The 25268-nt window shown below is 72.8% G+C and carries 22 protein-coding genes; 11 read left to right on the top strand and 11 right to left on the bottom strand.

Annotation, left to right across the window (positions count from 1 at the left end; translation table 11 throughout):
• Positions 1–157 precede the first annotated feature (157 nt).
• A complete protein-coding gene (locus H9652_RS02460; protein ID WP_191794506.1) occupies positions 158–1267 on the top strand; it encodes a threonine aldolase family protein in 1110 nt (369 codons plus the stop codon).
• Between the two features lie 79 nt (positions 1268–1346).
• On the opposite strand, the gene H9652_RS02465 is transcribed toward H9652_RS02460, so the two are convergent.
• The 5 genes from H9652_RS02465 to H9652_RS02485 all read right to left on the bottom strand — a co-directional run bounded on the left by H9652_RS02465 (position 1347) and on the right by H9652_RS02485 (position 9271).
• The gene (locus H9652_RS02465; protein WP_191794507.1) at positions 1347–5816 is read right to left on the bottom strand and encodes a DUF5979 domain-containing protein; all 4470 of its coding nucleotides are present in this window, start codon (positions 5814–5816) and stop codon (positions 1347–1349) included.
• Positions 5817–6158: 342 nt separating this feature from the next.
• Complete coding sequence (locus H9652_RS02470; RefSeq protein WP_191794508.1) at positions 6159–6437, bottom strand: hypothetical protein; 279 nt, start codon at positions 6435–6437, stop codon at positions 6159–6161.
• A complete protein-coding gene (locus tag H9652_RS02475) occupies positions 6434–7717 on the bottom strand; it encodes an inorganic phosphate transporter (RefSeq protein ID WP_191794509.1) in 1284 nt (427 codons plus the stop codon). The genes H9652_RS02470 and H9652_RS02475 overlap by 4 nt, the downstream gene beginning before the upstream one ends.
• A gap of 195 nt (positions 7718–7912) precedes the next feature.
• The gene (locus H9652_RS02480) at positions 7913–8389 is read right to left on the bottom strand and encodes a VOC family protein (RefSeq protein WP_191794510.1); all 477 of its coding nucleotides are present in this window, start codon (positions 8387–8389) and stop codon (positions 7913–7915) included.
• Positions 8390–8497: 108 nt separating this feature from the next.
• Positions 8498–9271, bottom strand: coding sequence for an NUDIX hydrolase (locus tag H9652_RS02485; RefSeq protein WP_191794511.1), 774 nt, complete (start codon positions 9269–9271; stop codon positions 8498–8500).
• A 96-nt stretch (positions 9272–9367) separates the two neighbouring features.
• Between H9652_RS02485 and H9652_RS02490 the strand changes: the two genes are divergently transcribed.
• The 3 genes from H9652_RS02490 to H9652_RS02500 are packed head-to-tail and all read left to right on the top strand — an operon-like array spanning position 9368 to position 12257.
• A complete protein-coding gene (locus H9652_RS02490) occupies positions 9368–10414 on the top strand; it encodes an SPFH domain-containing protein (RefSeq protein WP_191794512.1) in 1047 nt (348 codons plus the stop codon).
• Position 10415: 1 nt separating this feature from the next.
• A complete protein-coding gene (locus H9652_RS02495) occupies positions 10416–11456 on the top strand; it encodes a hypothetical protein (protein WP_191794513.1) in 1041 nt (346 codons plus the stop codon).
• Positions 11457–11504: 48 nt separating this feature from the next.
• Complete coding sequence (locus H9652_RS02500) at positions 11505–12257, top strand: DinB family protein (RefSeq protein WP_191794514.1); 753 nt, start codon at positions 11505–11507, stop codon at positions 12255–12257.
• Between the two features lie 13 nt (positions 12258–12270).
• Here H9652_RS02500 and H9652_RS02505 read toward each other — a convergent pair whose 3' ends face one another.
• Complete coding sequence (locus H9652_RS02505) at positions 12271–13188, bottom strand: phosphotransferase (protein ID WP_191794515.1); 918 nt, start codon at positions 13186–13188, stop codon at positions 12271–12273.
• Between the two features lie 133 nt (positions 13189–13321).
• Here H9652_RS02505 and H9652_RS02510 point away from each other — a divergent pair, with 133 nt between their 5' ends.
• The 4 genes from H9652_RS02510 (at position 13322) to H9652_RS02525 (ending at position 15904) form a co-directional block, all read left to right on the top strand.
• Positions 13322–13837, top strand: coding sequence for a VanZ family protein (locus H9652_RS02510; protein ID WP_318243952.1), 516 nt, complete (start codon positions 13322–13324; stop codon positions 13835–13837).
• Positions 13838–13925: 88 nt separating this feature from the next.
• A complete protein-coding gene (locus H9652_RS02515) occupies positions 13926–14663 on the top strand; it encodes a HEAT repeat domain-containing protein (RefSeq protein ID WP_191794517.1) in 738 nt (245 codons plus the stop codon).
• Positions 14664–14826: 163 nt separating this feature from the next.
• The gene (locus tag H9652_RS02520; RefSeq protein WP_191794518.1) at positions 14827–15408 is read left to right on the top strand and encodes a VanZ family protein; all 582 of its coding nucleotides are present in this window, start codon (positions 14827–14829) and stop codon (positions 15406–15408) included.
• A gap of 139 nt (positions 15409–15547) precedes the next feature.
• A complete protein-coding gene (locus tag H9652_RS02525) occupies positions 15548–15904 on the top strand; it encodes an iron chaperone (RefSeq protein ID WP_191794519.1) in 357 nt (118 codons plus the stop codon).
• A 77-nt stretch (positions 15905–15981) separates the two neighbouring features.
• On the opposite strand, the gene H9652_RS20150 is transcribed toward H9652_RS02525, so the two are convergent.
• From H9652_RS20150 to H9652_RS02550, 5 genes are read right to left on the bottom strand one after another with little or no spacing between them, the layout of a single operon-like run.
• Positions 15982–17709, bottom strand: a complete 1728-nt coding sequence (locus tag H9652_RS20150; protein ID WP_191794520.1) for a glycoside hydrolase family 43 protein — start codon at positions 17707–17709, stop codon at positions 15982–15984.
• Position 17710: 1 nt separating this feature from the next.
• A complete protein-coding gene (locus H9652_RS02535; RefSeq protein WP_191794521.1) occupies positions 17711–20182 on the bottom strand; it encodes a beta-xylosidase/alpha-l-arabinosidase in 2472 nt (823 codons plus the stop codon).
• A gap of 7 nt (positions 20183–20189) precedes the next feature.
• Positions 20190–21152, bottom strand: a complete 963-nt coding sequence (locus H9652_RS02540) for a carbohydrate ABC transporter permease (RefSeq protein ID WP_191794522.1) — start codon at positions 21150–21152, stop codon at positions 20190–20192.
• Positions 21152–22072, bottom strand: coding sequence for a carbohydrate ABC transporter permease (locus H9652_RS02545; protein ID WP_191794523.1), 921 nt, complete (start codon positions 22070–22072; stop codon positions 21152–21154). Before H9652_RS02545 ends, H9652_RS02540 begins: the two co-directional genes overlap by 1 nt.
• A 25-nt stretch (positions 22073–22097) precedes the next feature.
• Positions 22098–23408: an ABC transporter substrate-binding protein gene (locus tag H9652_RS02550; RefSeq protein ID WP_225227628.1), complete on the bottom strand. Its 1311-nt coding sequence runs from the start codon at positions 23406–23408 to the stop codon at positions 22098–22100.
• Positions 23409–23596: 188 nt separating this feature from the next.
• Here H9652_RS02550 and H9652_RS02555 point away from each other — a divergent pair, with 188 nt between their 5' ends.
• The 3 genes from H9652_RS02555 to H9652_RS02565 all read left to right on the top strand — a co-directional run bounded on the left by H9652_RS02555 (position 23597) and on the right by H9652_RS02565 (position 25251).
• Entirely contained in the window at positions 23597–24607 is a 1011-nt protein-coding gene (locus tag H9652_RS02555; RefSeq protein ID WP_191794525.1) for a LacI family DNA-binding transcriptional regulator, read from the top strand.
• 131 nt (positions 24608–24738) lie between these two features.
• Positions 24739–24945 (top strand): hypothetical protein, encoded by a 207-nt coding sequence (locus H9652_RS02560; RefSeq protein WP_191794526.1) that lies wholly within the window; start codon positions 24739–24741, stop codon positions 24943–24945.
• A 75-nt stretch (positions 24946–25020) separates the two neighbouring features.
• Positions 25021–25251: a FeoA family protein gene (locus H9652_RS02565; protein WP_191794527.1), complete on the top strand. Its 231-nt coding sequence runs from the start codon at positions 25021–25023 to the stop codon at positions 25249–25251.
• The last annotated feature ends 17 nt before the right edge of the window (positions 25252–25268 follow it).

Raw genomic sequence — 25268 nt, forward strand, 5'->3', positions numbered from 1 at the left:
GCGTCCCCCTGCGTCGTGCAGGGGCGACCGCCCCCGCACTTCCAGGGTGCGCCTCGTGGGGGTTCTTGTCGCGCGGGCCCCGCGGCGCAGGCGCGTCACCCTCGGCGGCCTCGTGCGTCACTCTCGGCGGGCGACGGCCCGGGTCTACCCTGGCCGGGTGTCTTCGACCCAGCGTTCGTTCGCGTCCGACAACTACGCCCCCGCCCACCCCGCGGTCCTCGCGTCCCTGACCGCGGCGAACGTGGGGCACGCCGGGTCCTACGGCGCGGACCCGTGGACCGGGCGTCTCCAGGAGGTCGTCCGGCACCACTTCGGCGAGGCGGCCACGGCGTACCCGGTGTTCAACGGGACGGGCGCGAACGTCGTCGCCCTCACGTCGATGCTGCCGCGCTGGGGCGCGGTCGTGACGTCGGAGCACGCGCACATCCATCAGGACGAGAACGCTGCGCCGGAGCGTGTCGGCGGCATCAAGCTCCTCACGGTCCCGTCGCCGGACGGGAAGCTGACCCCTGCGGCGATCGACCGGTTCGTGGGCGACCTGGGCGACCAGCACCGCGCGCAGCCCCTCGTCGTCTCGATCACGCAGGCGACCGAGCTGGGCACGGTCTACTCCCCCGACGAGATCCGCGCGATCAGCGACCGCGCGCACGCCGCGGGCCTGCGGGTCCACCTCGACGGGGCCCGCCTCGCGAACGCGGCGGCCTCGCTCGGGGTGTCGCTGCGTGCGACCACGACCGACGTCGGAGTGGACGTCGTGTCGTTCGGCGGCACCAAGAACGGCCTGCTGTTCGGTGAGGCCGTCGTGGTCCTGGACCCCGACGCGGCCCAGGGGGTCGACTTCGTGCGCAAGATGACCATGCAGCTCGCGTCCAAGATGCGCTTCGTCTCGGCGCAGCTCACGGCGCTGCTCGAGGACGACCTGTGGCGCACCAACGCGGCGCACGCCAACGCGATGGCCGCGCGCCTGCGTGCGGCGCTCTCGCCCGTGGCGAGCGAGGCAGAGGTCCCCGACGGCGGGACGCAGGCGGCGTCGTCGGGCCTGGCATTCACGCAGCCCACCCAGGCGAACGCGGTGTTCGCGGTGCTGCCGCGCGCCGTCGCGGAGGCCCTGCGCGCGGACTTCGCGTTCTACGACTGGGCGGCCACCGCTCCCGACCGCGTCACGGGCGCCGAACGCGTCGAGGCCCGGTGGATGTGCTCGTGGGACACGACGGAGGAGGACGTCGACGCGTTCGCCGCCGCGGTCCGCACGGCGCTCGGCGCGTGAACGCCGCCGCGGGCGGGGGCGGGCCGGGGTAGGCCCCGCCCGCGCCGGGGCACGCTCGGGCGGTGGTCCGGTCAGGACCTCATGCCCGACGGCGTCGCGCACCCACGAGGAGCGCGCCACCTCCGCCGACCAGCAGCAGCGCGACGGCGGCGATGCCCGCGACGCGGGCTCCCGTGGCCGCGAGACCGCCGTCCGCGGTGTTCGCGGTGTTGGTCAGGGTCACCGCGACGGTCTGGCCCGCGCCGATCGTGACCGACGTGACCTTCTCGCCGTCGACCGTGAAGACCGGGCTCCCCCAGCGCACGCCCGCGACCTTCGGCAGGTCGACCTCCGCGAGGTCGACGACCGTCCCCGCGGGGAGGTTCGCCGGGCCCTCCACGACGGTGCCGTCGGCGCGGACCGTCAGGGTGCCCTCGGTGTGCTCGCCGTTGACGGTCCCGGAGATCGCGACCGTGAACTGCGTGTCCGCGGGGACCTTCGACGCATTCGTCCCCGTGACCTCCTTGGTGATCGTGAACCCGCCGACCTGGGCGGCCACGACGTCTGCCGTGTTGGTCAGGGTGACCGCCGCGTTCTCGCCGTCGGCGATGGTGACCTGGGCCGGGCTGAACACCGGGGTGCCCCAGACGACGCCCGCGACCGCGGGCAGGTCGATCTCGGTGAACGTGACGACCGTGCCGACCGGGAGGTTCTGCGGGCCGTTCACGACGGTGCCGTCGGCGCGGACCGTCGCAGTCCCCGCCACGGCCTGACCGTCGAGCTCGTAGGAGTAGGCGACCGTGAACTCGGTCCCGGCCGGGACGACCGAGGCGCCGGAGCCCTCGACGACCTTGCTGAGCGAGAACCCGCCAGCGGGCTCGGCGTTCGCCGTGTTGGTCAGGCTGACCGCGGTGTTCTCGCCGTCGGCGACCGTGACGCTCGCCGGGCTGAACTCCGGCGCCCCCCACACGACGCCGTCGACCGACGGCAGGTCGATCTCGTCGAACGTCACGACCGTGCCGACCGGGAGGTTCTGCGGACCGTCCACGACGGTCCCGTCAGCGCGCACGACGAGCGTGCCCGATGCCGGTGAGCCACCCAGGTCGTAGGAGTAGGCCACGTTGAACTCGGTGTCTCCCGGGACCTGGCCGGCCGTCTCGCCCACGACGCTCTTGCTCATCGAGAAGCCGCCTGCGGGCTCGGCGTCCGCCGTGTTGGTCAGGGTGACCTCGACGGTCTGGTCCGCGCCGATGGTGACGACGTCGGGGCTGAAGACCGGGGTCCCCCACACGACGCCGTCGATGTCCGGGAGGGCGATCTCGCCCAGCGTCACGACGGTCCCCTCGACCAGGTTGCCCGGGAAGAGCACGGGGGTGCCGTCGGTCAGGCCCGCGAGGGTGCCGGTCTGCGTCTGGCCGTCCTGCTCGTAGGAGTACTGCACGGTGAACTCGGTCCCGTCCGGGACCAGGTCGGCAGCCGCACCCGTGACGGCCTTCGTGATCGAGAACGTCCCCACGGCGAGGTCGGCCGTGTTCGTGAGCGTGACGGCGGTGTTCTCGCCGCTGCCGATCGTGACGCTCGCCGGGCTGAAGACCGGCGCGCCCCACTCGACGCCGACCACGTGGGCGGGCGCGAGCTCGGTGAACGTCACCACGGTGCCCGCGACGAGGTTCTGCGGGCCGTCGACGACGGTCCCGTCGGCGAGGAGCGTCAGGGTCCCGCCGAGCGTGGCGCTGCCGACCGTGTACTCGTAGGTCGCGGTGAACTCGGTGCCCGCCGGGACGCGGCCCGCGGCCTCTCCCGTGACGGACTTGGCCATCGAGAACCCGCCGAGCGGGACGACGACCGCGTTCGCGGTGTTCGTCACCGTCACCAGGGCGTTCTCGCCGTCGGCGATCGTGACCGAGGCCGGGCTGAAGACCGGCGCGCCCCAGACCACGCCGTCGACCGACGGCAGGTCGATCTCGTCGAACGTCACGACCGTGCCGACCGGGAGGTTCTGCGGGCCGTCGACGACGGTCCCGTCCGCACTCACCGTCAGGTCGCCCGTGGTCGCGACGCCACCCAGGTCGTACGAGTACCGCACGGTGAACTCGGTCGCGTCGGGCACCTGGTCCGCTGCGAGCCCGGTGACCGCCTTCGCGAGCGAGAAGCCGCCCGCCGGGGCGTCGAGCGCCGTGTTCGTCAGCGTGACCTTGGCCTTCTCGTTCGCGCCGACCACGAGGCTCTCCGGGCTGAACACCGGGGTGCCCCACACCACGCCGTCGACCGCGGGGAGCGCGATCTCCTCGAACGTCACGACAGTGCCCTCACGGAGGTTCTGCGGGCTGTCGACCACGGTCCCGTCCGCCGTGACGCTCATCGTGCCCGAGGTGGGCACGCCGTCCAGGTCGTAGGCGTAGCGAACGGTGAACTCGGTGCCCGCGGGCACCTTGCCGGCGGCCGCGCCCGTGACGGACTTGGCCATCGAGAACCCGCCCGCCCGTGCTTCCTCGGCGGTGTTCGTCAGCGTGACCTTGGCGTTCTCGTTCGCGCCGACCACGAGGCTCTCCGGGCTGAAGACCGGCGCTCCCCACACGACGCCGTCGACGTCGGGCAGGCTCACCTCGCCGAACGTGACGACCGTGCCGGCCGGGAGGTTCTGCGGGCCGTCGACGACGGCGCCGTCTGCGCGCACGGTCAGGGTGCCGGACAGCGGTGCGCCGTCGAGCTCGTAGGAGTAGGCCACCGTGAACGCGGTGTCCGCGGGCACCGTGCCCGCAGGAGCGTTGTCGACGACCTTCTGGACCGAGAAGCCACCGACGGGGATCACCGCGGCGTCGGCCGAGTTGGTCAGCGTGACCAGGGGGTTCGTGCCGTCGGCGACCGTGACGGAGGCGGGGTCGAACGACGGCGCGCCCCACACCACGCCGGGCACGGTCGGCAGGTCGATCTCGGTGAAGGTCACGACCGCGCCGACAGGCAGGTCCTGCGGACCGTCGACCACGGTGCCGTCGGCGAGGACCTTCACGGTCCCCTGGGTCGACGTACCGTCGACCGTCACGGTGTAGGCGACGGTGAACTCTGTGTTGGCGGGGACCTGCCCCGCGGCGAGCCCGGTGAGCGCCTTGGCGACCGAGAACCCGCCGAGCTGCGCCGACGCGGTGTTGGTGAGCCGCACGGCGGTCTTCCCGGAGGCACCGACCGTGACGGTGTCCGACGGGGCGAACGACGGGGTGCCCCACTCGACCCCGGGGACGACGGGCAGCTCGGGCTCGGAGAGCGTCACGACGGTCCCGGCGGGCAGGCCCGCCGGACCGTCCACGACCGTGCCGTCGGCCTTCACCGTGAGGGTGCCCGTGACGGGCGTCCCGTTCGCGGTGTACGAGTACGCGACGGTGAACTCGGTGCCGGCCGGCACGAGGTCCGCGCCGTCACCGACCACGCTCTTGGCGACGGTGAACCCACCGGGCTCGACCGAGAGGCACGTGAACGGGCCGGGCCCGGTCCAGGGGTAGCTGTGCATCTCGAGCCCGGTCGTGAGTCCGTCGATGCCGAAGCTCAGGTCGCCGCCGACGATCACGCGCCCGTTCGTGGCGGTCGAGATCGTGGCGTCCGCTGCGGGCGCGAGGATGGTCCCGAGGAACTGGTCGCCGCGCCCGATGCTCAGGCTAGGGGTCTCGACGAAGTTCCAGAGCGTGCGCGCGGCCCAGTTGCCGAACCCGGGGGTGTTGAAGTCGTTGATGAACCCCGTCCCGTTGCCGGACCAGTAGTTCGGCGCGATGTCGACAGGCTCCGTGCCGGTCACGTTGATCGCGATCGAGACCTTGTCGGGGATCCCGACGAAGTACATCTCCTTGGCGCCGTCGAGCAGCGTCGCGGGGATCGTGAACACCTGCGGGTCGTCCGTCCCGGACCCCGTGAAGGTGAGCTGGTTGCCCGAGCGCGTCACGGCCGTCCCGCCCCACGAGGCGATCGTGGCCGAGGTGTCCTCGACGACCGTGCGGAAGTCGGCCCAGGGCGCGAGCGCGGCCGGAGCCCCGATCCCCTGCTGGACCGGCGCGCTGGACGCCGACCCGGTGGTGCTGAGCGAACCGTCGATCGTCAGCGTGCCGCCGACGTTCACCCCGCCGCCGTTCGGCTGCGTCGAACCGACGGTGATGCCGGTCTCCGCCCCCACGGTCATGGAGCCGCCCACGTGCAGCATGGTCGACCCGTCGGGCGGCGCGATCTGCGACCCCGCCCCGACGGCGCCGATGCTGAAGTTGCCGGGGGCGTCGAACGTCGCGTCGCCCTCGACGACCAGGACGCCCTCCGACTCGGCGGCGCTGTGGAGCGCCGAGTAGTTCCCCCCGACCCAGACCGCCACGTTGCTGTCGGTGAAGATCGGGACGCCGGTCGACACGTTGGGCATCTCACCCGGCGCCGGGCACTGCGGGAGCTGCGCCTTGGCCGCGGCGGACGCAGGTGCCACGAGCGGACCCGCGCCCAGCGCGACCGCTCCCGTCAGGGCGAGGACCGCGGCGGTGGCGGCGGCGACGGCCCTGCCGAACGGGGAACCCGCTCGACGAGCCCGGTGGGGGGTGCTCATGACGCTCCTTCGGATGACCGGAACAGATGTCCAACTACCCAGAAGACCAGACCCCGACGGCGGTATGACGGGAGTTTCGGGTGCTCCCGATCACATCCCGCGACACGGTCGCACTTCTGCGCACCGAAATGCGGGACAAGGTGGGGCGACCGTGGTAATTCGACCATCACCGCCCGGATGTGGTGTTCACCTCATCACGTCGCGGGTTCCCGAAGGGCAGGGTGAACGCGCCCCCACCTGGGCGCACCCGCTGTCCGCACGCTTCCTGGCTCGCCACGGACGACGAAGGCCGCCCCGTCGTCGAACGACGGGGCGGCCTCCTGTCGGGGGTCGTGCGGGAGGTCAGTGACCGCCGGACGCGAGGAACCAGATGCCCACCGCGCACGCGGCCAGCACCGTGCCGAAGCACACCACGGCGGCGGTGAGACGCAGGCCCGTGGGGCGCGCCGTCGTCGGGCCGGAGTCCGTGCCCGACGGCGCACCCTCCACCGCGAGCGCCGCACCCTGCGACGGGGCGAGCAGGCGGACTCCCAGCGCGAACAGCGCGGGCAGGCCCGCACCGACGATCGCGCCGGCGACCACGACCTGGAGCAGGGCGTCGAAGTGGATGAACTCGCTCATGCGTGGACTCCCTCACGGGCGGTGGCGGTCGGAGCAACGGCGTTCGGGGCGGCGGCGTTCGCGGCCGTGGTCGCGGCGATCGTGGCCTCGGCCTCGGCCGTGACCTCGACGGCGACGGCCGTGAAGGACTCGGCGGCGTCGACCACAGCGGTCTCGCCCTCGCCGTCCCACTCGTCGTTGACGTTCGACGCGTCGACCGGCTTGCGGCGCGAAGCGACCCAGATCGCGGTCGAGACGCCGATGAGGATCGTGAAGACCGCGACGGTCCCGCCGACGCCACCGATGACGTCCTGCAGCCAGAAGCACAGCGCACCGACGATGCCGGCGGCCGGCAGCGTCAGGCCCCACGCGGCGAGCATCTTGCCCGCGACGCCCCAGCGGACCTTCGCACCCGGCATGCCGACGCCCGAGCCGAGGATCGAACCGGTCGCGACGTGCGTCGTCGACAGCGAGAAGCCGAAGTGGCTCGAGAGGAGGATGACCGCGGCCGAGGAGGTCTCGGCGGCCATGCCCTGGCGCGAGTCGATCTCGACGAGGCCCTTGCCGAGCGTGCGGATGACGCGCCAGCCGCCCAGGTACGTGCCCAGCGCCATGAAGAACGCGCACGACAGGACGACCCAGAACGGGACTCCCGAGTCGGACGGGACGGCGCCGCCCGCGATGAGCGCGAGCAGGATGATGCCCATCGACTTCTGCGCGTCGTTGGTGCCGTGCGCGAGCGAGACGAGCGAGGCGGAGCCGATCTGGCCCCAGCGGAACCCGCGGCTCGTCGTGTCCTGCGGCAGGTCCTTGGTGATGCGAGCGACCAGGAAGGTGCCGAGCGCGGCGACCCCGATCGCGATCACGGGAGCGAGCAGGGCGGGGATCATCACCTTGGACAGGACACCGGTCCACAGGACCCCGCTCGTCCCGACCGCAGCCAGGACCGAACCCACGACGCCGCCGATGAGGGCGTGCGACGAGCTCGACGGGATACCCAGCAACCAGGTCAGCAGGTTCCAGGTGATGCCACCCACCAGGCCGGCGAGCACCACCTCGAGGGTGATGACGTTCGCGTCCACGATCCCCTTGGCGATGGTCGCCGCCACGGCCAGGGACAGGAACGCCCCGACCAGGTTGAGGACTGCAGACAGCGCGACGGCGGTCTTGGGCTTGAGGGCACGTGTAGCGATGGACGTGGCCATCGCGTTGCCGGTGTCGTGGAAGCCGTTCGTGAAGTCGAAGGCCAGGGCCGTCACCACCACGAGCGCGAGCAGGATCGTCTCGGTCACGTACTCCATGGTGGACGCTGGATGACAGCGGTCTGAACCAAGTCGGCGAGTCTTCGACGACTGTTCACCTGGAGTTCATCTGGCGTTCGAAGCCCCTTCGAAAGTGCTCTGTGGGCGCCGTCTGACGGGCGGAAACGGCTCGACATCCGGACGGTCCTGGCCCGGCGACCACCCGTGAGGACCGCCGGCGCCGAACCCGAGCGCTCACCCCTTGCGTCCCTCCAGCACCGCGAGGTAGTGCGGGTTCTCCATGACGCCGAGCACGTTCCCGAACGGGTCCACGACGGCCGCGGTCACGAACCCGCCGTCTCCCTGCGGCGTGACCGGCTGGTACTCGGTGCCGCCGAGCGCGAGCAGCCGCGCGTAGGTGGCGCGGACGTCGTCGACGTGCCAGTAGACGACCGCTCCGCCGGGCGCCGTCGCGGCCCCTGCGGGCGCGTACGAGCGGTCGATGATCCCGAGCTCGTGCTGGTAGTCGCCCACCCGGAACTCGACGTACGCGGCGGGGGCCGGCGCTGGCGGCATGACGTAGTACGGGTCGACGCCGAACACCTCGGTGTACCAGGCGACCGCGGCCGGGACGTCGTCGGACCAGAAGCTCACGGTCGTCAGGCCGCGCGGGGTCGTGGCGGCGGTGCGGGCGGTGGTGGTGCTCGGGGTCGTGCCGGTCGTGTCGCTCATCGTCGGGCTCCTCGTGCCGTGCGCTCCAGCAGCGGTTCGTGCTGTCGTCTCCCACGCTAGCGACGGTGCGCCACGGCGCATCCGGCGAGCACCCCGGGAAGGGCAGGATCAGCCCGCGGGCCGCATGAGGGGCGGGTTCAGCACGGCGGGCACGGAGGCGGGCGCCTCGTCCTGCCCGACGACGTCGCGCGGCCCGGCGGAGCGCTCCGCCTCGGGCGCGAGCCGGTAGAGCGCGGCGGGCCGGCCCGTCCCGCCCGAGGTCGACTCCCCCGTCTCGACGAGGAACCCCGGGGTGCCGACGGCCTTGCGGTGGAAGTTGCGGGGATCGAGCCGGGTGCCCCAGACGGCCTCGTAGACCGCTCGGAGCTGCGCGATCGTGAACTCGGGGCCGCAGAAGGCGGTCGCGAGCGTCGAGTACTCGAGCTTCGCGCGGGCACGCTCGACGCCGTCGCGCAGGATGCGGTGGTGGTCGAACGCGAGCCCTTCCGGGTCCGCGAGCGCCTCCTCGACCGGGTACCAGTCGACCTGTGCGGCGTCGCTGCCCGCGGTCGGCAGGCCGTACGTGGGTGCGAGCAGGAGGTGCGCGACGGTCAGCACGGGGCCGCGCGGGTCGCGGCCGAGCGGCCCGTAGGTGCGGAGCTGTTCGAGGTGGCCGGGGACCGCGACGCCCGTCTCCTCGGCGAGCTCGCGGGCGGCGGCCTGCGGCAGGGACTCGTCGGGCAGGACGAACCCGCCCGGCAGGGCGAGGCGGTCCCGGAAGGGGTCGAGGAGCCGCGTCACGAGCAGGACCTGGAGCGTGCCGTCGCGGACCGTCAGCGCGACGACGTCGACCGTGACGGGGATCCGGGCGGCGGACGGCGGGGTCTCCGGGTGCTCGCTCATGCCTCCACCCTACCTTCTTATCGTCAAGTTGACGCTAACGACGATCCTGGCTTATCGTCAAAGTGACACAAACAACGACGACGGACGGAGCCTCCCATGGCCACCATCAAGCGCTACCCCTGGCTGCGACACTTCCTCGGCAGCCCCACGGGCGCCGTGATCCACCTCAAGACGGGGCGCGTCGCGCACCGCGGGATCGGCCAGGCCTTCTGGTTCCGTCCCGGGACCTCGGTCCTCAGCGAGGTCCCCGTCGACGACCAGGAGCTGCCCGTCCTCTTCCACGCCACGACGCGCGACCACCAGGACGTCACGGTCCAGGTCAACGTGACGTACCGGTTCGCGGACCCGGCCGTCGTCTCGCAGCGGCTCGACTTCGGGATCGACCCCGACACCGGCGCCGCGACGACCACGGGCCGCGACCAGGTCGCGACGATCATCGGCCAGCTCGCGCAGAGCCACGCGATCGACCACCTCGCGGCCGTCCCTCTGACGACCGCGCTCGAGCAGGGCGTGAGCCAGGTCCGGGCCCAGCTCGTGGAGGCACTGGGCTCGGACGCCCGGCTGGCCTCGACCGGCATCGAGGTCCTCGGGGTCCACGTGCTCGCGGTCCGCCCCGACGGCGACGTCGAGCGCGCCCTCCAGACACCGTTGCGCGAGCACGTCCAGGCCGAGGCCGACCGCTCGACGTACGAGCGGCGGGCGCTGGCCGTCGAGCGCGAGCGCACCATCTCGGAGAACGAGCTCGCGAGCCAGATCGAGCTCGCCACGCGGCGGGAGAGGCTCGTCGCGCAGGAGGGCGCCAACCTCCGGCGCGAGGCCGAGGAGACCGCCGCCGCGGCGCTCGTCGAGGCCCGGGCCGCGGCCGAGCGTCGGGACCTCACGTCGGCCGCTCAGGCCGAGGAGATCCGCCGGCTCGGCGAGGCGAACAACGCCAAGTTCCGGACCGTCATGGACGTCTACGAGGGCATGGACCGGTCGACCATCCTGGCCGTGGCGATGCGCGACCTCGCCGGGGCGCTGCCCAAGATCGGCAGCCTGACCATCACGCCCGACCTCCTCAGCGGGGCGCTCGCCGCGTTCACCGGTGCGGGGGCCGGGGGCGGCTCGGCCACCGGCGGCGCCACCGCCGGCCGGGGAGCGTGACGTGCCCCTCCAGCGGCGCGTGGTCGTCGTGCACCGGCGGACCGAGCTCGACGAGCTCCTCGACCGGCACGCGACCCGCGGTCAGGCCGAGTTCTTCCTCCGCACGCGCGGCCGCACGCTCGCCACGGTCCAGGAGCGGCACGACGCGGTGACCGAGGCCCGCGCCCGGGTCGTCGCCGCGATCCCCGAGGGCTGGCGGCGGGCCGACGTCGAGCGCGCCGACCTCGGCCGGTTCCTCGTGGCCCCCGAGGACGTCGTGGTCGTGGTCGGGCAGGACGGGCTCGTCGCGAACGTCGCCAAGTACCTCACGGACCAGCCGGTGCTGGGCGTCGACCCCGAGCCGGGGACCAACGCGGGCGCGCTCGTCCGGCTCGACGTCACCACGGCCGTCCGTCTCCTGACCCGCGCGGGGAAGGCCGCGAGCACCCCCGGCAGTGCCGGTCCTACCCGCCCCAGGCCCGACGGCGCCGCGCACCTCGGCAGCCTCGGCTGGCGGACCGAGGACCTCACGACGGTCGTGGCCCACCTCGACGACGGGCAGCACCTGGCCGCGCTCAACGAGGTCTTCGTGGGGCACCCGTCGCACCAGTCGGCGCGGTACCGGATCGCCGCGGACGGGCCCGGAGGCGGGCGAGGAGCGCGCGGGGGCAGCGGCGAGCGGGGCGCGGCCGGTGGTCGCGGCGGGGAACGCGGGTCCGTCCGGGTCGAGCGGCAGTCGTCGTCGGGCGTGATCGTCGCGACCGGCGCCGGCGCGACGGGCTGGTGCGCATCGATCGCGCGCGAGCGCGGCGGGCGACGCCTCCCCAGCCCCACGGACCCGCTGCTCGCCTGGTTCGTGCGCGAGGCGTGGCCGTCGCCCGCGACCGGCGCGGACCTGACCGAAGGGCTGCTCGACGCGGGCGGCGAGCTCCGGCTCACGGTCGAGTCGGACCAGCTCGTGGTCTTCGGCGACGGCGTCGAGTCGGACCGGCTCGTCGCGACCTGGGGCCAGGAGATCACGGTGCGGGTCGGGGCGAACCGGCTGCGGCTGGTCGTCGGCTGACCTGGTCGTCACCGAGCAGGACCGCCACGGGTCCGTCATGGTGGAGCGATGACGACCTATTCCGGGACGAAGGAGTTCGAGGGCGCGACCTTCGTCAGGGCCAGCTTCAAGGGCGCCACCCTGCGGTTCTCCGACGTCAGCGGTGTGACGATGCGCGGCGTCGACCTGGACGGCCTCGACATCGACAGCCACGACCTGTTCTTCGGCCGCCTGATCGTCAACGGGGTCGACGTGGTGCCGTACGTGGACGCCGAGCTCAACCGGCAGTTTCCCGGTCGCGAGCTGCAGAAGGCGCAGACCGTCGAGGGGCTGCGCGAGGGGTGGGTCGCCGTGCAGGCCGCGTGGCAGGAGACGGTGGACGGCACGCCACCTGACCTGGTGGACGCCCACGTGGAGGACGAGTGGTCCTTGGCCCAGACCCTGCGGCACCTCGTCCTGGCGACCGACGCCTGGCTCGGCGGCGGGATCCTGCGGAGGCAGCAGCCGTTCCACGAGATCGGGCAGATCTTCACCGGCGCCGACCGGATGGGCTTCGACATGTCGATCTTCCGCGCGCAGCCGCCTGCGTACGAGGAGATCCTCGCGGTGCGGGCCGAGCGGCAGGGGCAGGTGACCGAGTTCCTGGCCACGGCCACCCCGGGCCTGCTCGCGGAGGAACGCGACGACCCGTGGGGCGGCGAAGACTGGCACCCCACCGTGGGGGACTGCGTGCGCGTGATCCTGGAGGAGGAGTGGGCGCACCTGCGCTACGTCCGCCGGGATCTCGCTCTGCTCCGTGAGGAGCCGCTCGCGTCACCGTGAGGCGGCCGGGTACCTAGCCGCGGAACGGGGTCCGATGCTCGCTCAGGACCCGGTCGAGAGCGGCCCGTCCCGCGGGTCCCCACCCGGGCTTACCGCCGGGGAGGCCACGGTCCCCGTTCTGGCCCATGAGCATCAGGAAGAGACTCTTGAGCGCGGCGAGCCCGCGGGACCGTCGGATCGTCTCCTCATCCGCCATCGCGTAGGTGGCGAAGAAGCGTTCGGCCGAGCCCGCCGGCAGGAGCACCCACGCAGCGGCCAGGTCCCACGCCGGGTCGCCGGCGAACAGCTCACCGAAGTCGACGACGCCTGCCAGCGTCCCGTCCGAGACGACGACGTTCGCGGGATGCAGGTCGCCGTGCACCCACACCGGCGGGCCCTGCCAGGCGGCGGCCGCGACGGCGTCGTCCCAGACGGCCCGGACGCCGTCTGCGTCGGGACCGATCGCCTCGGCGTCGACGGCTCCGAAGAAGTGGTCGAAGCCGTCCTTGCAGTCCCGGGGATGCGTGCCGCGGGCGGGGTCGACGGGCGCGTCGACGGGCGCCGGCACGTGCAGCGACCGCAGGAACGTCGCCAGCGTGTCCGCAGCGTGCGCGCCGCGCGTGATCGACCCGTGGTCCAGCGGTTGGCCCGGCACCCACGTCACGACCGTCCAGATCTTGGGGAGACGCTCGGACGGTGCGCCCTCCCGGACAGGGACGGGGACGGGCAGCGGCAGGTCTGGCGCGAGCAGCGGCAGCCACCGTCGCTCCTTGAGCTGGTGGTCGTGGGTGGTGTCCATGCGCTGGACGCGCACAGCGAGCTCGTCCCCCAGGCGCCACATCTGGTTGCCCCAGCCGCCCTCCACCTCGCGAAGCGGCAGCTCGGACAGGTCCGGGTGCTGTTCGCGCAGAACGTCGCGAAGGAGACTCGCGGTGATCTCGACCTCGCTCATGCGCAGTGACCCTACTCCGACCACTCCGGCCTCTCCTCGCCGCGCTGGGGACGGAGGCCCCTGCGAGTCCAGGTCGCGTCGGCGACTACCGTGGGGCGCTCGTGCCCGATCCGAGCTGGAGCGTCCTCGCACCGTGATCTCTACCCTCCTGGTCCAGTACCCGTGGTTCTCCCCGGCGGTCCTCGCTCTGCTCGTGATCGTCGGCCCGGTCGCGGGAAGGTGGCTGTACGGGCGCCCACGGATCGCCTGGACGCTGTGCGGGATCTCGCTCGTGCCGATCGTGCTGCTCACGCTCGTCCCCTCCAGCCGGGAGATCGCCGAGCGGTGCACCGTCGCCTGGGCACTGCCGACGTTCGGCCGCGTCGAGCTCATGGCCAACGTGATCCTCTTCGTGCCGCCCGTCCTGCTCGCGGCGATCGCGAGCCGTCGCCCGTTCGTCGCGTTCCTCGGCGGCGTCGCGGGCTCCGCCGCGGTCGAGCTGGTCCAGGCGCTCCTCCCCGCCCTCGGACGGTCGTGCGACACGAACGACTGGCTCACCAACTCGATCGGGGCCGCGATCGGCGCCCTCCTGGCCGGTGCCGCGATCTGGGCCGTACGACGGTGGCCGTCGCGCGAGCCAGAATCCTCCGACGAGGCGGCACGCGCCTGAGCGAAGGGGACGAGACAGGTCTTTCGACGGTCGCACGTCGGCCGAACGGCCCTACCCAAGCAGGGACGGGAACCCTAGCGTGCTGGTCATGAGCGTGCGTGAGGAACACCGGGCCGCCTTGCGCGCGCTCGACGGCGATCCGGCCGCCGTGCGCGCCTACCTCACCGCCCGCTCAGGGCTGCCCGGGCCTCGGGCGAACCTCGAGCTGATCGGCGCGTTCGCCGACGTCGCGCCGGCGGGCCTCGTTCTCGCCCTGGCCGACTCCCCCGACGAGTACCTGCGCTGCTGCGGGACGGTCGGCCTCGGCCGGCTCGTCGTCGACGTCACCACCGGTGCACGCACCGACCTGACCGACCTGCTGCGCGTCCGTGCGGCCGAGGGGGCGTGGCGCGTCCGTGAGGCCGTCGCGATGGCGCTGCAGCGCATCGGTGACGCCGAGCCCGCCCTCCTCCTCGCGCTCGTGGCTTCCTGGGTCGACGACCAGGACCCGCTGGTTCGCCGCGCCGCGGTCGCCGGGATCTGCGAGCCGCGCCTCCTGCGAACCCCCGCCCCCGCGACGGCCGCCCTGGACGCCTGCGCCGCCGCGACCGCCTCGATCCACGCGCTCCCGTCCGACGCCCGCCGCGACACGGGCGTCCGGGCGCTGCGCCAGGCCCTCGGCTACGGCTGGAGCGTCGCCGTCGCGGGCGACCCGGACGCCGGTCTGCCGCGCTTCGCCGCGCTGCGCGGCTCGGACGACCCGGACGTGGCGTGGATCGTGCGCGAGAACGAGAAGAAGACCCGCCTTCGCCGCCTGCTCGACCCGCCCGACGTGCCGTCCCGCTGATCCGGGGGCCGCGCGAGCGCGCCCGGGCGACGACGACGGTCGTACTCGCCGTCTCCTCGGGTCCGCCCACGGACGGATGCCGAGCTCGTGGCACGACGGGCACTGTGGCGTGGAGCCGCGGCACCAGCCGCAGCACACGTCTCGGAGAAGGTGCAGATCACCCGTGTTCCACCAGGTCCCGGTCCTCCCGGTCGTCGTCCCTCTGGCCGCGGCGGTGTTCGCGGGGTTGATGTGGTCGCTGATCCGCAGCAGGCGCTTCTCCGTGCCGCGAGCCGCGGTCGCCCTCGCGCTCGGCGTCTACGTCGCCGGGATCGTCGCGAACACCGTCTTCCCGGTCTTCCTCGACAAGCCCGTCAGCAGCGCCCCCTGGGGCAGCCATCTCGCCGTCGTACCGTTCGCGGACTACGAGGTCGCCGATGCGGTCATGAACGTGCTGGTCTTCGTCCCGGTCGGCGTCCTCGTGCCGCTGCTCGCGCCCCGGGCCTCGTGGCGACGGGCCGTGGCAGCGGCAGCGGTCCTCAGCCTGACGATCGAGGTCACCCAGCTCGTGACGGCGCACCTGCTCGGTGGGGGGCACATCGCGGACGTGAACGACCTGATCTTCAACGTCACCGGTGGGGCCGTCGGCTTCGCGGTGTTCTCGGCGCTCGTGAAGATCCCGTCCGTCAGCGCCTTCGTCGACCGGTTCCGCTGGCACGAGGTCGAGGTCCGCCGGGGCGAGGTCGACGCGGCGCCGCGCGGGTGACACCGCCCCAGGGGCAGGCCGAGCTCTTCTTCCGCTCGCGAGGAGCCCGTGGCCTGTACGCGGGAGCGGGCCCGCGGGAGGGTTGACCCACGGCCCGACGACCGGGCCTCCACAGCAACAGCCGAGAGCGAGACAGCCCATGACGACGGCAGCCGACCACGACTCCTACATCGCCGCAGCGCCCGAGGTCTTCCAGCCGTCGCTGAGACGGTTGCGCGCGCTGCTGTCCCGCGCCCTGCCGGAAGCGGAGGAGATCGTGGCCTACGACATGCCGGGGTTCGCCGTCGACGGCTCGGTCGTCGCGAGCTACGCGGCGTTCAGCAAGCAGTGCGGGCTCTACGTCCTCCCGGGCGCCATCACCGCACATGCCGACGAGATCGCAGCCGCCGGCCTCAAGACGACCAAGACCGGCATCACCTTCTCGCCGCACAGACCCCTCCCGGACGACCTCGTCGAACGCCTGGCGACGGCGTCACGTCAGGCGGCCGGGGCCTGACGCCTCAGCCTGGGAGCGGCGCCCCGGCGGTCAGCGTCGGCCTCCGATCTGGGCCGCCCAGGACCGAGGGGCGCGCGCTAGCGCCCCCGGTACTCCACGCACTCGACGTCCGCGACCGTCGCGGTCGTCGTCCCGCGGCCCGTCGCGTACGGGCCGAGCCACACGCCCAGGAACCCGCCCGCCTCGGGTGAGCTGAGCCGCCCGCCGTGCACGGTCGCGACGGCGTGGAAGCCACGCAACGTCCGGACCCCGAGCGCGTACTCCTGACCGGTGGCGTGCAGCACCACGTCCACAGGCCCCTCGGCCAGCCCCAGCGGCCCGAGCGCCGCGCGCCCCACGACGACCTCCTCTCCCCCGAAGCGCTCGACCACGAGCACCTCGCGCCCGCCGGTCACCGAGCCCGGCACGGTGCCCGGCACGGAGCCGGGCACCGCGCCCAGCGGCCGGACCGTCGCCCCGCCAGGAACAGCAACAGAGGCCGCCCGCGTCACGACCGCCGCGATCCACGCCTCCTCGGACTGGCGCACCGCGAGCCCGGCCCACTCGTCGGGCCCGGCGGGGTCGACGTCGACGCGCACGGTCAGGTCCATGTCCGCGTGCTGCTGGCGGCGGCCCAGGAACGCGGGGGTCGCGACGTCGGACAGCGTCGCGGGCAGCAGCGGGAGCCGCAGGTGCCAGGGACGCTCGGTCAGGGACCAGAACGGGTCCCCGGTCCGCACCTGGTTCCACGCGAGGTCGAGCCCCTCGCCGGGCCCGTCGAACGTCTCGTGCACGACGACGGCGCCCACCCCGGCAGGCTGGCCCACCACGGCAGGCGAGCCCACCCCCGGAAGCCGCGCTCCGACGTCGGGCAGGGGGAAACCGCCCGCGACGTGGCCCACGCCCGGGGCGACCACGGGCCACCCGTCCTCCCACACGACGGGCGCGAGGAACGTCTCGCGCCCCAAGTTGGGGAAGTAGCCGCCGTAGGGGCGGCTGCCGAGCAGGACCGTCCACCACTCGCCGGCGGCGGTCTCCACGAGGTCGGCGTGCCCGACGCCGACCACGGGGAAGTCCCGGCCCAGGTGGCGGTGCGTGAGGATCGGGTTCGCGGGGTTGCCCGTGTACGGGCCGGTGACGGTGTCCGCGCGCGCGACCGAGACCGCGTGCTGGTGCTCGGTACCGCCCTCGGAGGCGAGCAGGTAGTAGTGGTCGCCGACCCGGTACAGGTGCGGGCCCTCGGCCCAGACCGCGCCGTGCAGCGCGCCGCGCCACAGGACGTGCTCGGGGCCGACGAGCGCGCCCGCGGCGAGGTCGAGCTCGCGCAGCCACACCTCGGTCTGCCCCTCCCACTCCCCCGGGTCGGCGAGTCGCGTCGCGGTGAGCCACACGCGCCCGGTCGAGTCGTCGAAGAACACCGACGGGTCGATCCCGTCGCCCTCGAGCCACACCGGGTCGGACCACGGTCCGGCGGGGTCGGTCGCGGTCACGAGGAGGTGCCCGCCCTGGCCCTGGGTGTGGACGAGCGTCGTGACGACGTAGAACGTCCCGTCGTGGTGCCGGATCGTCGCGGCGTACAGCCCACCCGAGGACGGCACGGTCGACAGGTCCACCTGCTCGGTGCGGTGGATCGCGTGGCCCACCTGGGTCCACGTCACGAGGTCGTGGCTGTGGAAGACCGGCAGGCCCGGGAAGTACTCGAACGTCGAGGTGACGAGGTAGTAGTCGTCGGGTGCGACGGTCCCGTCCGCCCGGGTGGCCCCGGGGACCCGGCAGATGCTGGGGTCGGGGTGCGTCCCGGGCAGGACGGGGTTGGTGAAGGTCACCTCAGACCTCGCCCACCACGAGCGGTGCGTGCAGCTCGCGCGTGTGGTCGACCACGCGCACGTCGCCCACGAGCGACACCGGGGCCACGAGCCGCACGTCGGCGCTCGACGCCCCGAACCGGAGCTCGATCGCGCCCGGCTCGACGATCCGGCGCCCGTCGCGGCCCGTGAAGGACAGGACGTCGGCGGGCACGGTCGCGCTCACGCGCGCCGAGGCGCCCGCGGCGAGCGGCACGCGCACGTACCCGACGAGCCGCTGCACGGGCCGCACGACCGACGCGACGGGGTCGTGCGCGTAGAGCTGCACGACCTCGATGCCGTCGCGCCCGCCCGTGTTCCGCACGACGAACGACGCCTCGAAGGCCCCGTCGGTCGCGGCCTCGGTCGCGCTCACCACGAGGTCCGACCAGTCGAAGCTCGTGTAGGTGAGCCCGTGGCCGAACGCGAAGGCCGCGGTCGGGTCGATGTTCGACACGTCGGTCGCCTGCGCGAGCGTCGCGGCCAGGTAGGAGGTCGGCTGGGCGCCCTCGGTCCCGGGCACGCTCACGGGCAGCCGGCCCGACGGCGCCACGCGCCCCGACAGGACGCCCGCGACCGCGGGGGTCCCCTCCTCGCCCGCGAAGAACGCCTGGACGATCGCGGCGGCGCCGGGCTCACCGGGCGCCGGGGTCGCGGCCGCGCCGAGCGCGTAGGGACGACCCGAGAGGATCGTCGCGACCACGGGGCGACCTGTGGCGAGCAGCGCGTCGAGCAGGTCCTGCTGGGCGCCGGGCAGGCGCAACGACTCGGCGTCGCAGCCCTCACCGCTCGTGCCGCGACCGAACAGGCCGGCCCGGTCGCCCAGGGCGCCCACGACGACGTCGGCCTCGCGGGCGAGGTGCACCGCCGCGGCGATGCCTGCGGCGTCGGCGGCCGCGACCTCGGCCGTGCTCACGGCCCCGGTCGAGGACGGGTCGCTCGTGCCGTCGAGCGTGATCGCGGGCAGCACGTCGACCGTGACGCCCGGCAGCTCGGCGCGCAGGGACTCGGCGAGCGTGGGCAGCGAGAGCCCGAGCGGGATCTCGGGGTGGGCCAGACCCACGTGCGCGGGGAACGAGTAGCAGCCGAGCACGGCCATGGGGTCCTCGGCCGTGGGGCCCACGACCGCGACGCGGCGCACGTCCGGGCCGAGCGGCAGCACGCCGTCGTTCGCGAGCAGGACCACGGCCTGCTCGGCGACCTCGCGGGCGAGCGCCCGGTTCGTGGGTCCGTCGAGGTCGACGGTCCCGCGCAGCGCAGCCACGGCTGCATCGTCACCCGATCCGGAGACGGCAGCGAGCACGTCCGCGGGCACGTCGCGCAGCACCTCGGGGACGGGGTCCCAGTCGGCGTCGAGCAGTCCGAGGTCGACCTTCTGGCGCAGCACGCGCTCGAGGGCGCGGTCCACGAGCGCGACGTCGACGTCCCCGGCCTCGAGGGCCGCGACGAGCGGCTCGCCGAACGTCTTGACGGTCGGCAGCTCGACGTCGACCCCGGCCGCGAGCGCCGCCGCGGCGGCCTCGGCCCAGTCGCCGGCCACGCCGTGCATGATCTTGAGGAACGCGATCCCGAAGTAGTCGGCGACCACGGTCCCGTCGAAGCCCCACGTGTCGCGCAGCAGACCCGTGAGGAGGTCGCGGTCGGCGGCCGAGGGGATGCCGTCGGTGTCGGTGTACGCGTGCATGACCGACCGCACGCCGCCCTCGCGGACGGCCATCTCGAACGGCGGCAGGATGACGTCGGCGCGCTCGCGCGCCCCCATCGAGACGGGCGCGTGGTTGCGCCCGCCGCGCGAGGCCGAGTACCCGGCGAAGTGCTTGAGCGTCGCGACGATCCCTGCGGACTCCAGGCCCTGGACGTAGGCCGTGGCGACGGTCCCGACGAGGTACGGGTCCTCGCCGATGGTCTCCTCGACACGGCCCCAGCGGGCGTCGCGCACGACGTCGAGCACGGGGGCCAGGCCCTGGTGCACGCCGACCGAGCGCATGTCCTGCCCGATCCGCGTCGACATGCGGCGCACGAGCGCGGGGTCGAACGTCGCACCCCACGACAGCGGCACGGGGTAGGCCGTCGCACCCCACGCGGCGAAGCCCGCGAGGCACTCCTCGTGCGCGAGGGCCGGGATGCCGAAACGGTTCGCCGAGCGCACGCGCTCCTGCGTGCGCAGCAGCGACAGCGCACCCAGGGCCGGGTCGACCGGGTTGGTCCCGAAGGGCCGCGTGAGCTGCCCCAGCCCGTCGGGCAGGATCGCGTCGAGGTCGACGCCGTCCTCCATGTCGTGCTGGTGCGGGGCGACCTCGCCGCCCTCGGCCGACGCGCCGACCCACACCCCGAAGAGCTGGGCGACCTTCTCGCGCAGCGTCATCTCGGCCATGAGCGCCTTGACGCGGGTCGCGGTGCCGACCGTCGGGTCGGACCACACGGGCAGTTCGGTCTGGTTCGTCTGAGGAGTCATGGTGGAGCTACTTTCCGCCGACGCCCATGAGGCCCTGGACCAGGGCACGCCGGGCGAACAGGTACACGAGCAGGATCGGGATCATCGACATGACGACCGCCGCGAGGAGGCCGGGGATGTTGACGCCGTACTGCGTCTGGAAGTTGAAGAGGCCGAGGGTGATGACCTTGGTCGACTCGGACTGCGTGAGGATCAGGGGGAACAGGAACCCGTTCCACGCCTGCAGCGCCGAGTAGACGACGATCGTCGCGACGCCGCCCTTGGACAGCGGCAGCACGAGCTGCATGAACACCCGCCTGGGCGACGCGCCGTCGAGGGCCATGGCCTCGTAGAGCTCGTTGGTGATGTCGCGCATCGAGCCGCTGAGGATGATCGTGCAGATCGGCAGGCAGAACGCCGCGGTCGGCAGGATCACGCCGATCAGGTTGTCGTACAGGCCCACGACCGAGATGACGTAGAAGATCGGGACGATCACGGCGCTCGCGGGGACCGCGAGGCCCAGGAGGAACATCCGGAAGATGCCCGTGGTGGCGCGCGAGCGGTTGCGCACGATCGCGTACGACAGCGGCGGCACGAGCAGCACCACGATCCCGACCACGGCGACCGTCACGACGAGCGTGTTGAGGAAGTAGCGGCCGAAGCCCTGGTCGAACGCGTTGGTGAAGTTGTCGAGCGTGAACGTGGTCGGCAGGGACAGGGGGCCGCCCTCGGCGTACCCGGCCTGCGTCTGGAACGACGCCGTGACGAGCACGTAGAGGGGGATCGCGACGATCAGCAGCCAGATCGTGACCGCGACGCCCGCGCCCCAGTTGGGCCGGTTGCGGCTGCCCTTTCCTGACCGGCTGCCTGCCCGACGGCGCAGCGGGACGCCCGCGCTCGTCGCGCCCGGGCGGGACGCACCACCCGAGCCGGGCGACGTCGTCGGGCCGGAGACCTGCTCCGCGGGGGTGACGCTCAGGTCGTTGCTCATCACACGCCCTCCAGCTCGCTGCGCATCTTGTCGTACCCGGACAGGCGGACCATGACCAGGGAGATCGCGGTCGCCGCGACGACCAGGACCACGGCGATCGCCGACGCGAGCCCGAAGTCGAAGCCGCGGAACGCCTTCTGGTACATGTAGAAGGCCGTGATGGTCGTGTCCGTGCCGGGCCCGCCGTTGGTCAGGATGAGGACCGTGTCGAACGTCGTCAGGCCGCCGACGACCATGAGGATGACCGACGTGATCATGGTGTTGCGCAGCTGCGGGAGCGTGATCGCGAAGAACGAGCGCACGCGCCCGGCGCCGTCGATCTCGGCCGCCTCGTAGAGCATGGGCGGCACGGCCTTCGCGGCACCCTGGTAGATCAAGGCGTGCAGCGGCGTGAACTGCCACAGGCTCACGAACACCAGGACGGCGATCGCGGTCGACTGGTTGCCGAACAGGTTGCCGTCGCCGAACAGCCACTCCATCTGGGCCGGGACGCCGAAGTTCGGGTCGAGCACCGCGCGCCACAGGACCGACACCGCGGCCGCGGACAGCAGCAGCGGCACGAAGAAGATCGCCGAGAGCACCGCACGGTTCCACTGGTGGCCCGCGGCCCACACACCCAGCAGCATCGCGACCGGGGTCTGGGTCACGACGCCGAGTGCCGTCAGCACGAGCGAGAGCCCGATGCTCTTGAGCATCACGGGGTCGTCGAGGAGGCGGGACCAGTTCTCGGTCCCGACGAGCTCGGGGCTGCCCAGGCCGCTCCACTGCGTGAACGACAGCACGAGCACGAGGACCATGGGCAGGAGGGCGAAGAGCCCGAAGAACAGGGCGGCGGGCAGGGCCCAGACCACGCCCGGGCGACCGACCTGGAGGTCGGCGGCGCCCGGGCGCGTGCGCCCCTGGGGTGCGCGGGTGGTCATGACGATCTCCGTCCGGGGGACCGGGTCAGCGCGAGGCCGGCAGGGACTTCATCGCAGCGATGAAGCCGTCGGCGTCGATCTGGCCGCTGAAGAACTGCTGGACCGCGATCTTGAGCGGGGTGCCGGCAGCCGGGGGGAAAGCCTGGTCCCAGGACATCTGGAAGTGCGGCGCGTTCTTCACGAGGTCGAACTGGAAGGCGGCGTACTCGGGGCTCGCGGCCTGGTCCAGGAACTGCTCGGTGTTGGTCGTGGTCGGCAGGTTGCCGATCGCGAGCTGCGCCTCGACGAACTCGTCCGAGTACATGAGCTTGAGGAAGTCGCGCACGGCGTCCGGGTAGCGCGTCTTGGCGAGCACCGAGTAGAAGTTGTTGGTGTTGCCCGTGATGTTGGCCGCGTCGCCCTTGCCGCCGTCGATCGCGGGGAAGGCCGTGTAGCCGAGGTTGGCGTCGGTCCACGCGGGGTCCACGTCGTAGTGCGTCGAGTAGTTCCACGAGCCCATGAGCTCGAACGCCGCCTTGCCCGTGCGCAGGAGCGCGGGCGAGCCGCCGTCGGTGAACTTCACCGAGTCGAAGTTGGTGCCGAAGGCGCCGGCGTCGATGAGCTCGGACAGCTTGTCGAGGGCCTCGTGGCTCTCGGCCGAGTCCCACACGTCGGTGTCGCCCGCGAGGGCCTTCTCGAAGAGCTCGGGGCCCGCGACGCGGTCGAACGCGTACTGGTACCACATGAGGGTCGGCCACTGGTCGGCGCCGCCGAGGGCGATCGGCGTGACGCCCTGGGCCTTGAGGGTCTCGACCGCCGCGAGGAGCTCGTCCCAGGTCTCGGGGGCCTCGATGCCGGCGTCCGCGAGGACCTGCTTGTTGTGGAACAGCATGACCGGCTGCGTGCCGCGCATCGGGATGCCGTAGGACGTGCCGTCGATCACGGCCGAGTTGAACACCGCGGGCAGGAACGCGTCCTTGAGCTGGGGGTCCTCGGCGATGAAGTCGTCGAGGGGAAGCAGCAGGTCGGCGTCGACGAAGGGCTCGATCGAGCCGCCGCCCCAGTTGAAGAAGACGTCCGGCGCCGCGTTGGTGTCGATGATCGTCTGGAGCTTCTGCTGGTAGTCGGCGCCGGGGATGGTGTCGAGGACGACCTTGACGTCCGAGGTCTTGTTGAACGTGTCGACCATCTGCTGCTCGACCTTGTTGGTCGCGTCCCCGTAGACCATCACGTGGATCTCGTTCTCGGGGCGGCGCGACCCACCGGAGTCCCCGCTCGCGCACGCAGCGAGCGGGAGGACCAGCGCCGACGCCACGGCCGCGGCCGTGAGCGACTTCCGCGTTCTTGTGTTCATCATCGAACCCTTTCGAAAGTTTCGGCGTCTGCGCCGAAAGTACTCGGTTGCCCTGGACTCTAAGACGCGAAATCCTCGGGGTCAACACCGAGCCTGAACTGTTACCTGCTGCGAGAAGCCTGGGAACTGCTCGTCGAGACCTCGGAGATCACCCATCGAAACTTTCCGCCCGAGGCGCTACGCTGACCCGCATGACCGACGACGTTCTTCCCGGCCGGGTCACCCTCGCCGCCGTGGCGGCCGAGGCCCAGGTGTCCCTCTCGACCGTGTCCAAGGTGCTCAACGGGCGCACCGACGTGTCCGCAGGGACCCGCGACCGGGTCGAGGCGCTGCTCGTCCAGCACGGCTACCGGCGACGCAAGAGCCCCACCGCCTCGGCCCCCCTCATCGAGATCGTGTTCCACGAGCTCGAGAGCATCTGGGCCATGGAGCTCATCCGCGGCGTCGAGGACGTCGCGCGCGAGCACGGGGCGAGCGTCGTGCTGACCGAGTCGGGCACCCGGCACGCCCCCGGGCCCGAGTGGATCGAGGGCGTCCTCGCCCGCCGGCCGCTCGGCGTCGTGCTCGTCTTCTCGACGCTGCCCGCGGCCGTCAAGGAACAGCTCCGCTCACGGGCCATCCCGTTCGCGGTCATCGACCCCGCCGGGGACCCCGAGCCCGACGTCCCGTCGGTCGGCTCCGCGAACTGGCAGGGCGGGCTCATGGCCACGCGTCACCTCATCGAGCTCGGCCACCGCCGCATCGGCGTCATCACGGGCCCCGAGGACATGATGTGCTCGCTCGCCCGCCTCGACGGCTACCGTTCGGCGCTCGGCACGGCCGGCATCGCGGCCGACCCCGACCTGGTGCGGTTCGGCGACTTCCACCCGCAGGGCGGCACCGACCGCGCCGAGGAGCTCCTGAGCCTGCCCGAGCCCCCCACCGCGATCTTCGCGGGTTCCGACCTCCAGGCCCTCGGCGTGCTCGAGGCCGCGCGCCGCCACGGGTTGCGCGTCCCCGAGGACCTCTCGATCGTCGGGTACGACGACGTCCCCGTGGCCCGCTGGTCCAGCCCCGCGCTGACCACGGTCCACCAGCCGCTCCAGGAGATGGGCCAGGAGGCCGCGCGGCTCGTCCTCAAGGCGCGCGAGGGCGACGTGACGAACACGCGCATGGACCTCGCGACGAGCCTCGTGGTGCGCGGGAGCACGGCGGCTCGATAGCACCTGGGATACCCCAGCCCCGTACGCCCCGCCACCGGGGGCCACGTGACTCTCTTCACGCGCATCTCGCGTCACGTCGGCCCCGCAACCGTGTCTACCGTGGTGAACGCACAACCCCGGAGGTACGAACCATGAGCACCCAGCACGCCACCGAGCCCGCCCCCGTCACGGCCGGGCTCTCGCGCCGCGAGATCCACCACGCCCAGACCGCCTCCCCTGCCCCGAGCCTCTGGCAGCGCCTGCACAGCAGCCCCTCGCACCCGGTCGTGCTCACGGTCACGACCATGGCCCTGGGCATCCTCGCGGGCATCGGCGCGGGCGCACTCCTCAACCTCTGACGGGACCTACGGCCCGGGCCGCCCGGGACCTCCAGCACGTGAGGTGAGGCTCACCTCACGTCTAGCGTCGAGAGCATGAACCTGGCTGAGGTCCCACCGGGGGCGCACGTCGTCCTGTCGTCGGTCCGCGAGGACGCACGCACCTCGCCGGGCTCCGGGGTTCGCCTGCGCGAGCTGGGACTCCGACCGGGCGCAGGCATGACCGTCGCGCTGCGGACCCCGTTCGGCGGGCGCGTCGTCCTCGTCGGCCGCCGCCGCATCGCGCTCGACGCCGCGACGGTCCGCCGGCTCGAGATCGCGTCGTGAGCTGTCCGCACTGCGAC

The sequence above is a fragment of the Oerskovia rustica genome, from assembly GCF_014836555.1.
GTDB classification, from domain to species: Bacteria; Actinomycetota; Actinomycetes; order Actinomycetales; family Cellulomonadaceae; genus Oerskovia; species Oerskovia rustica.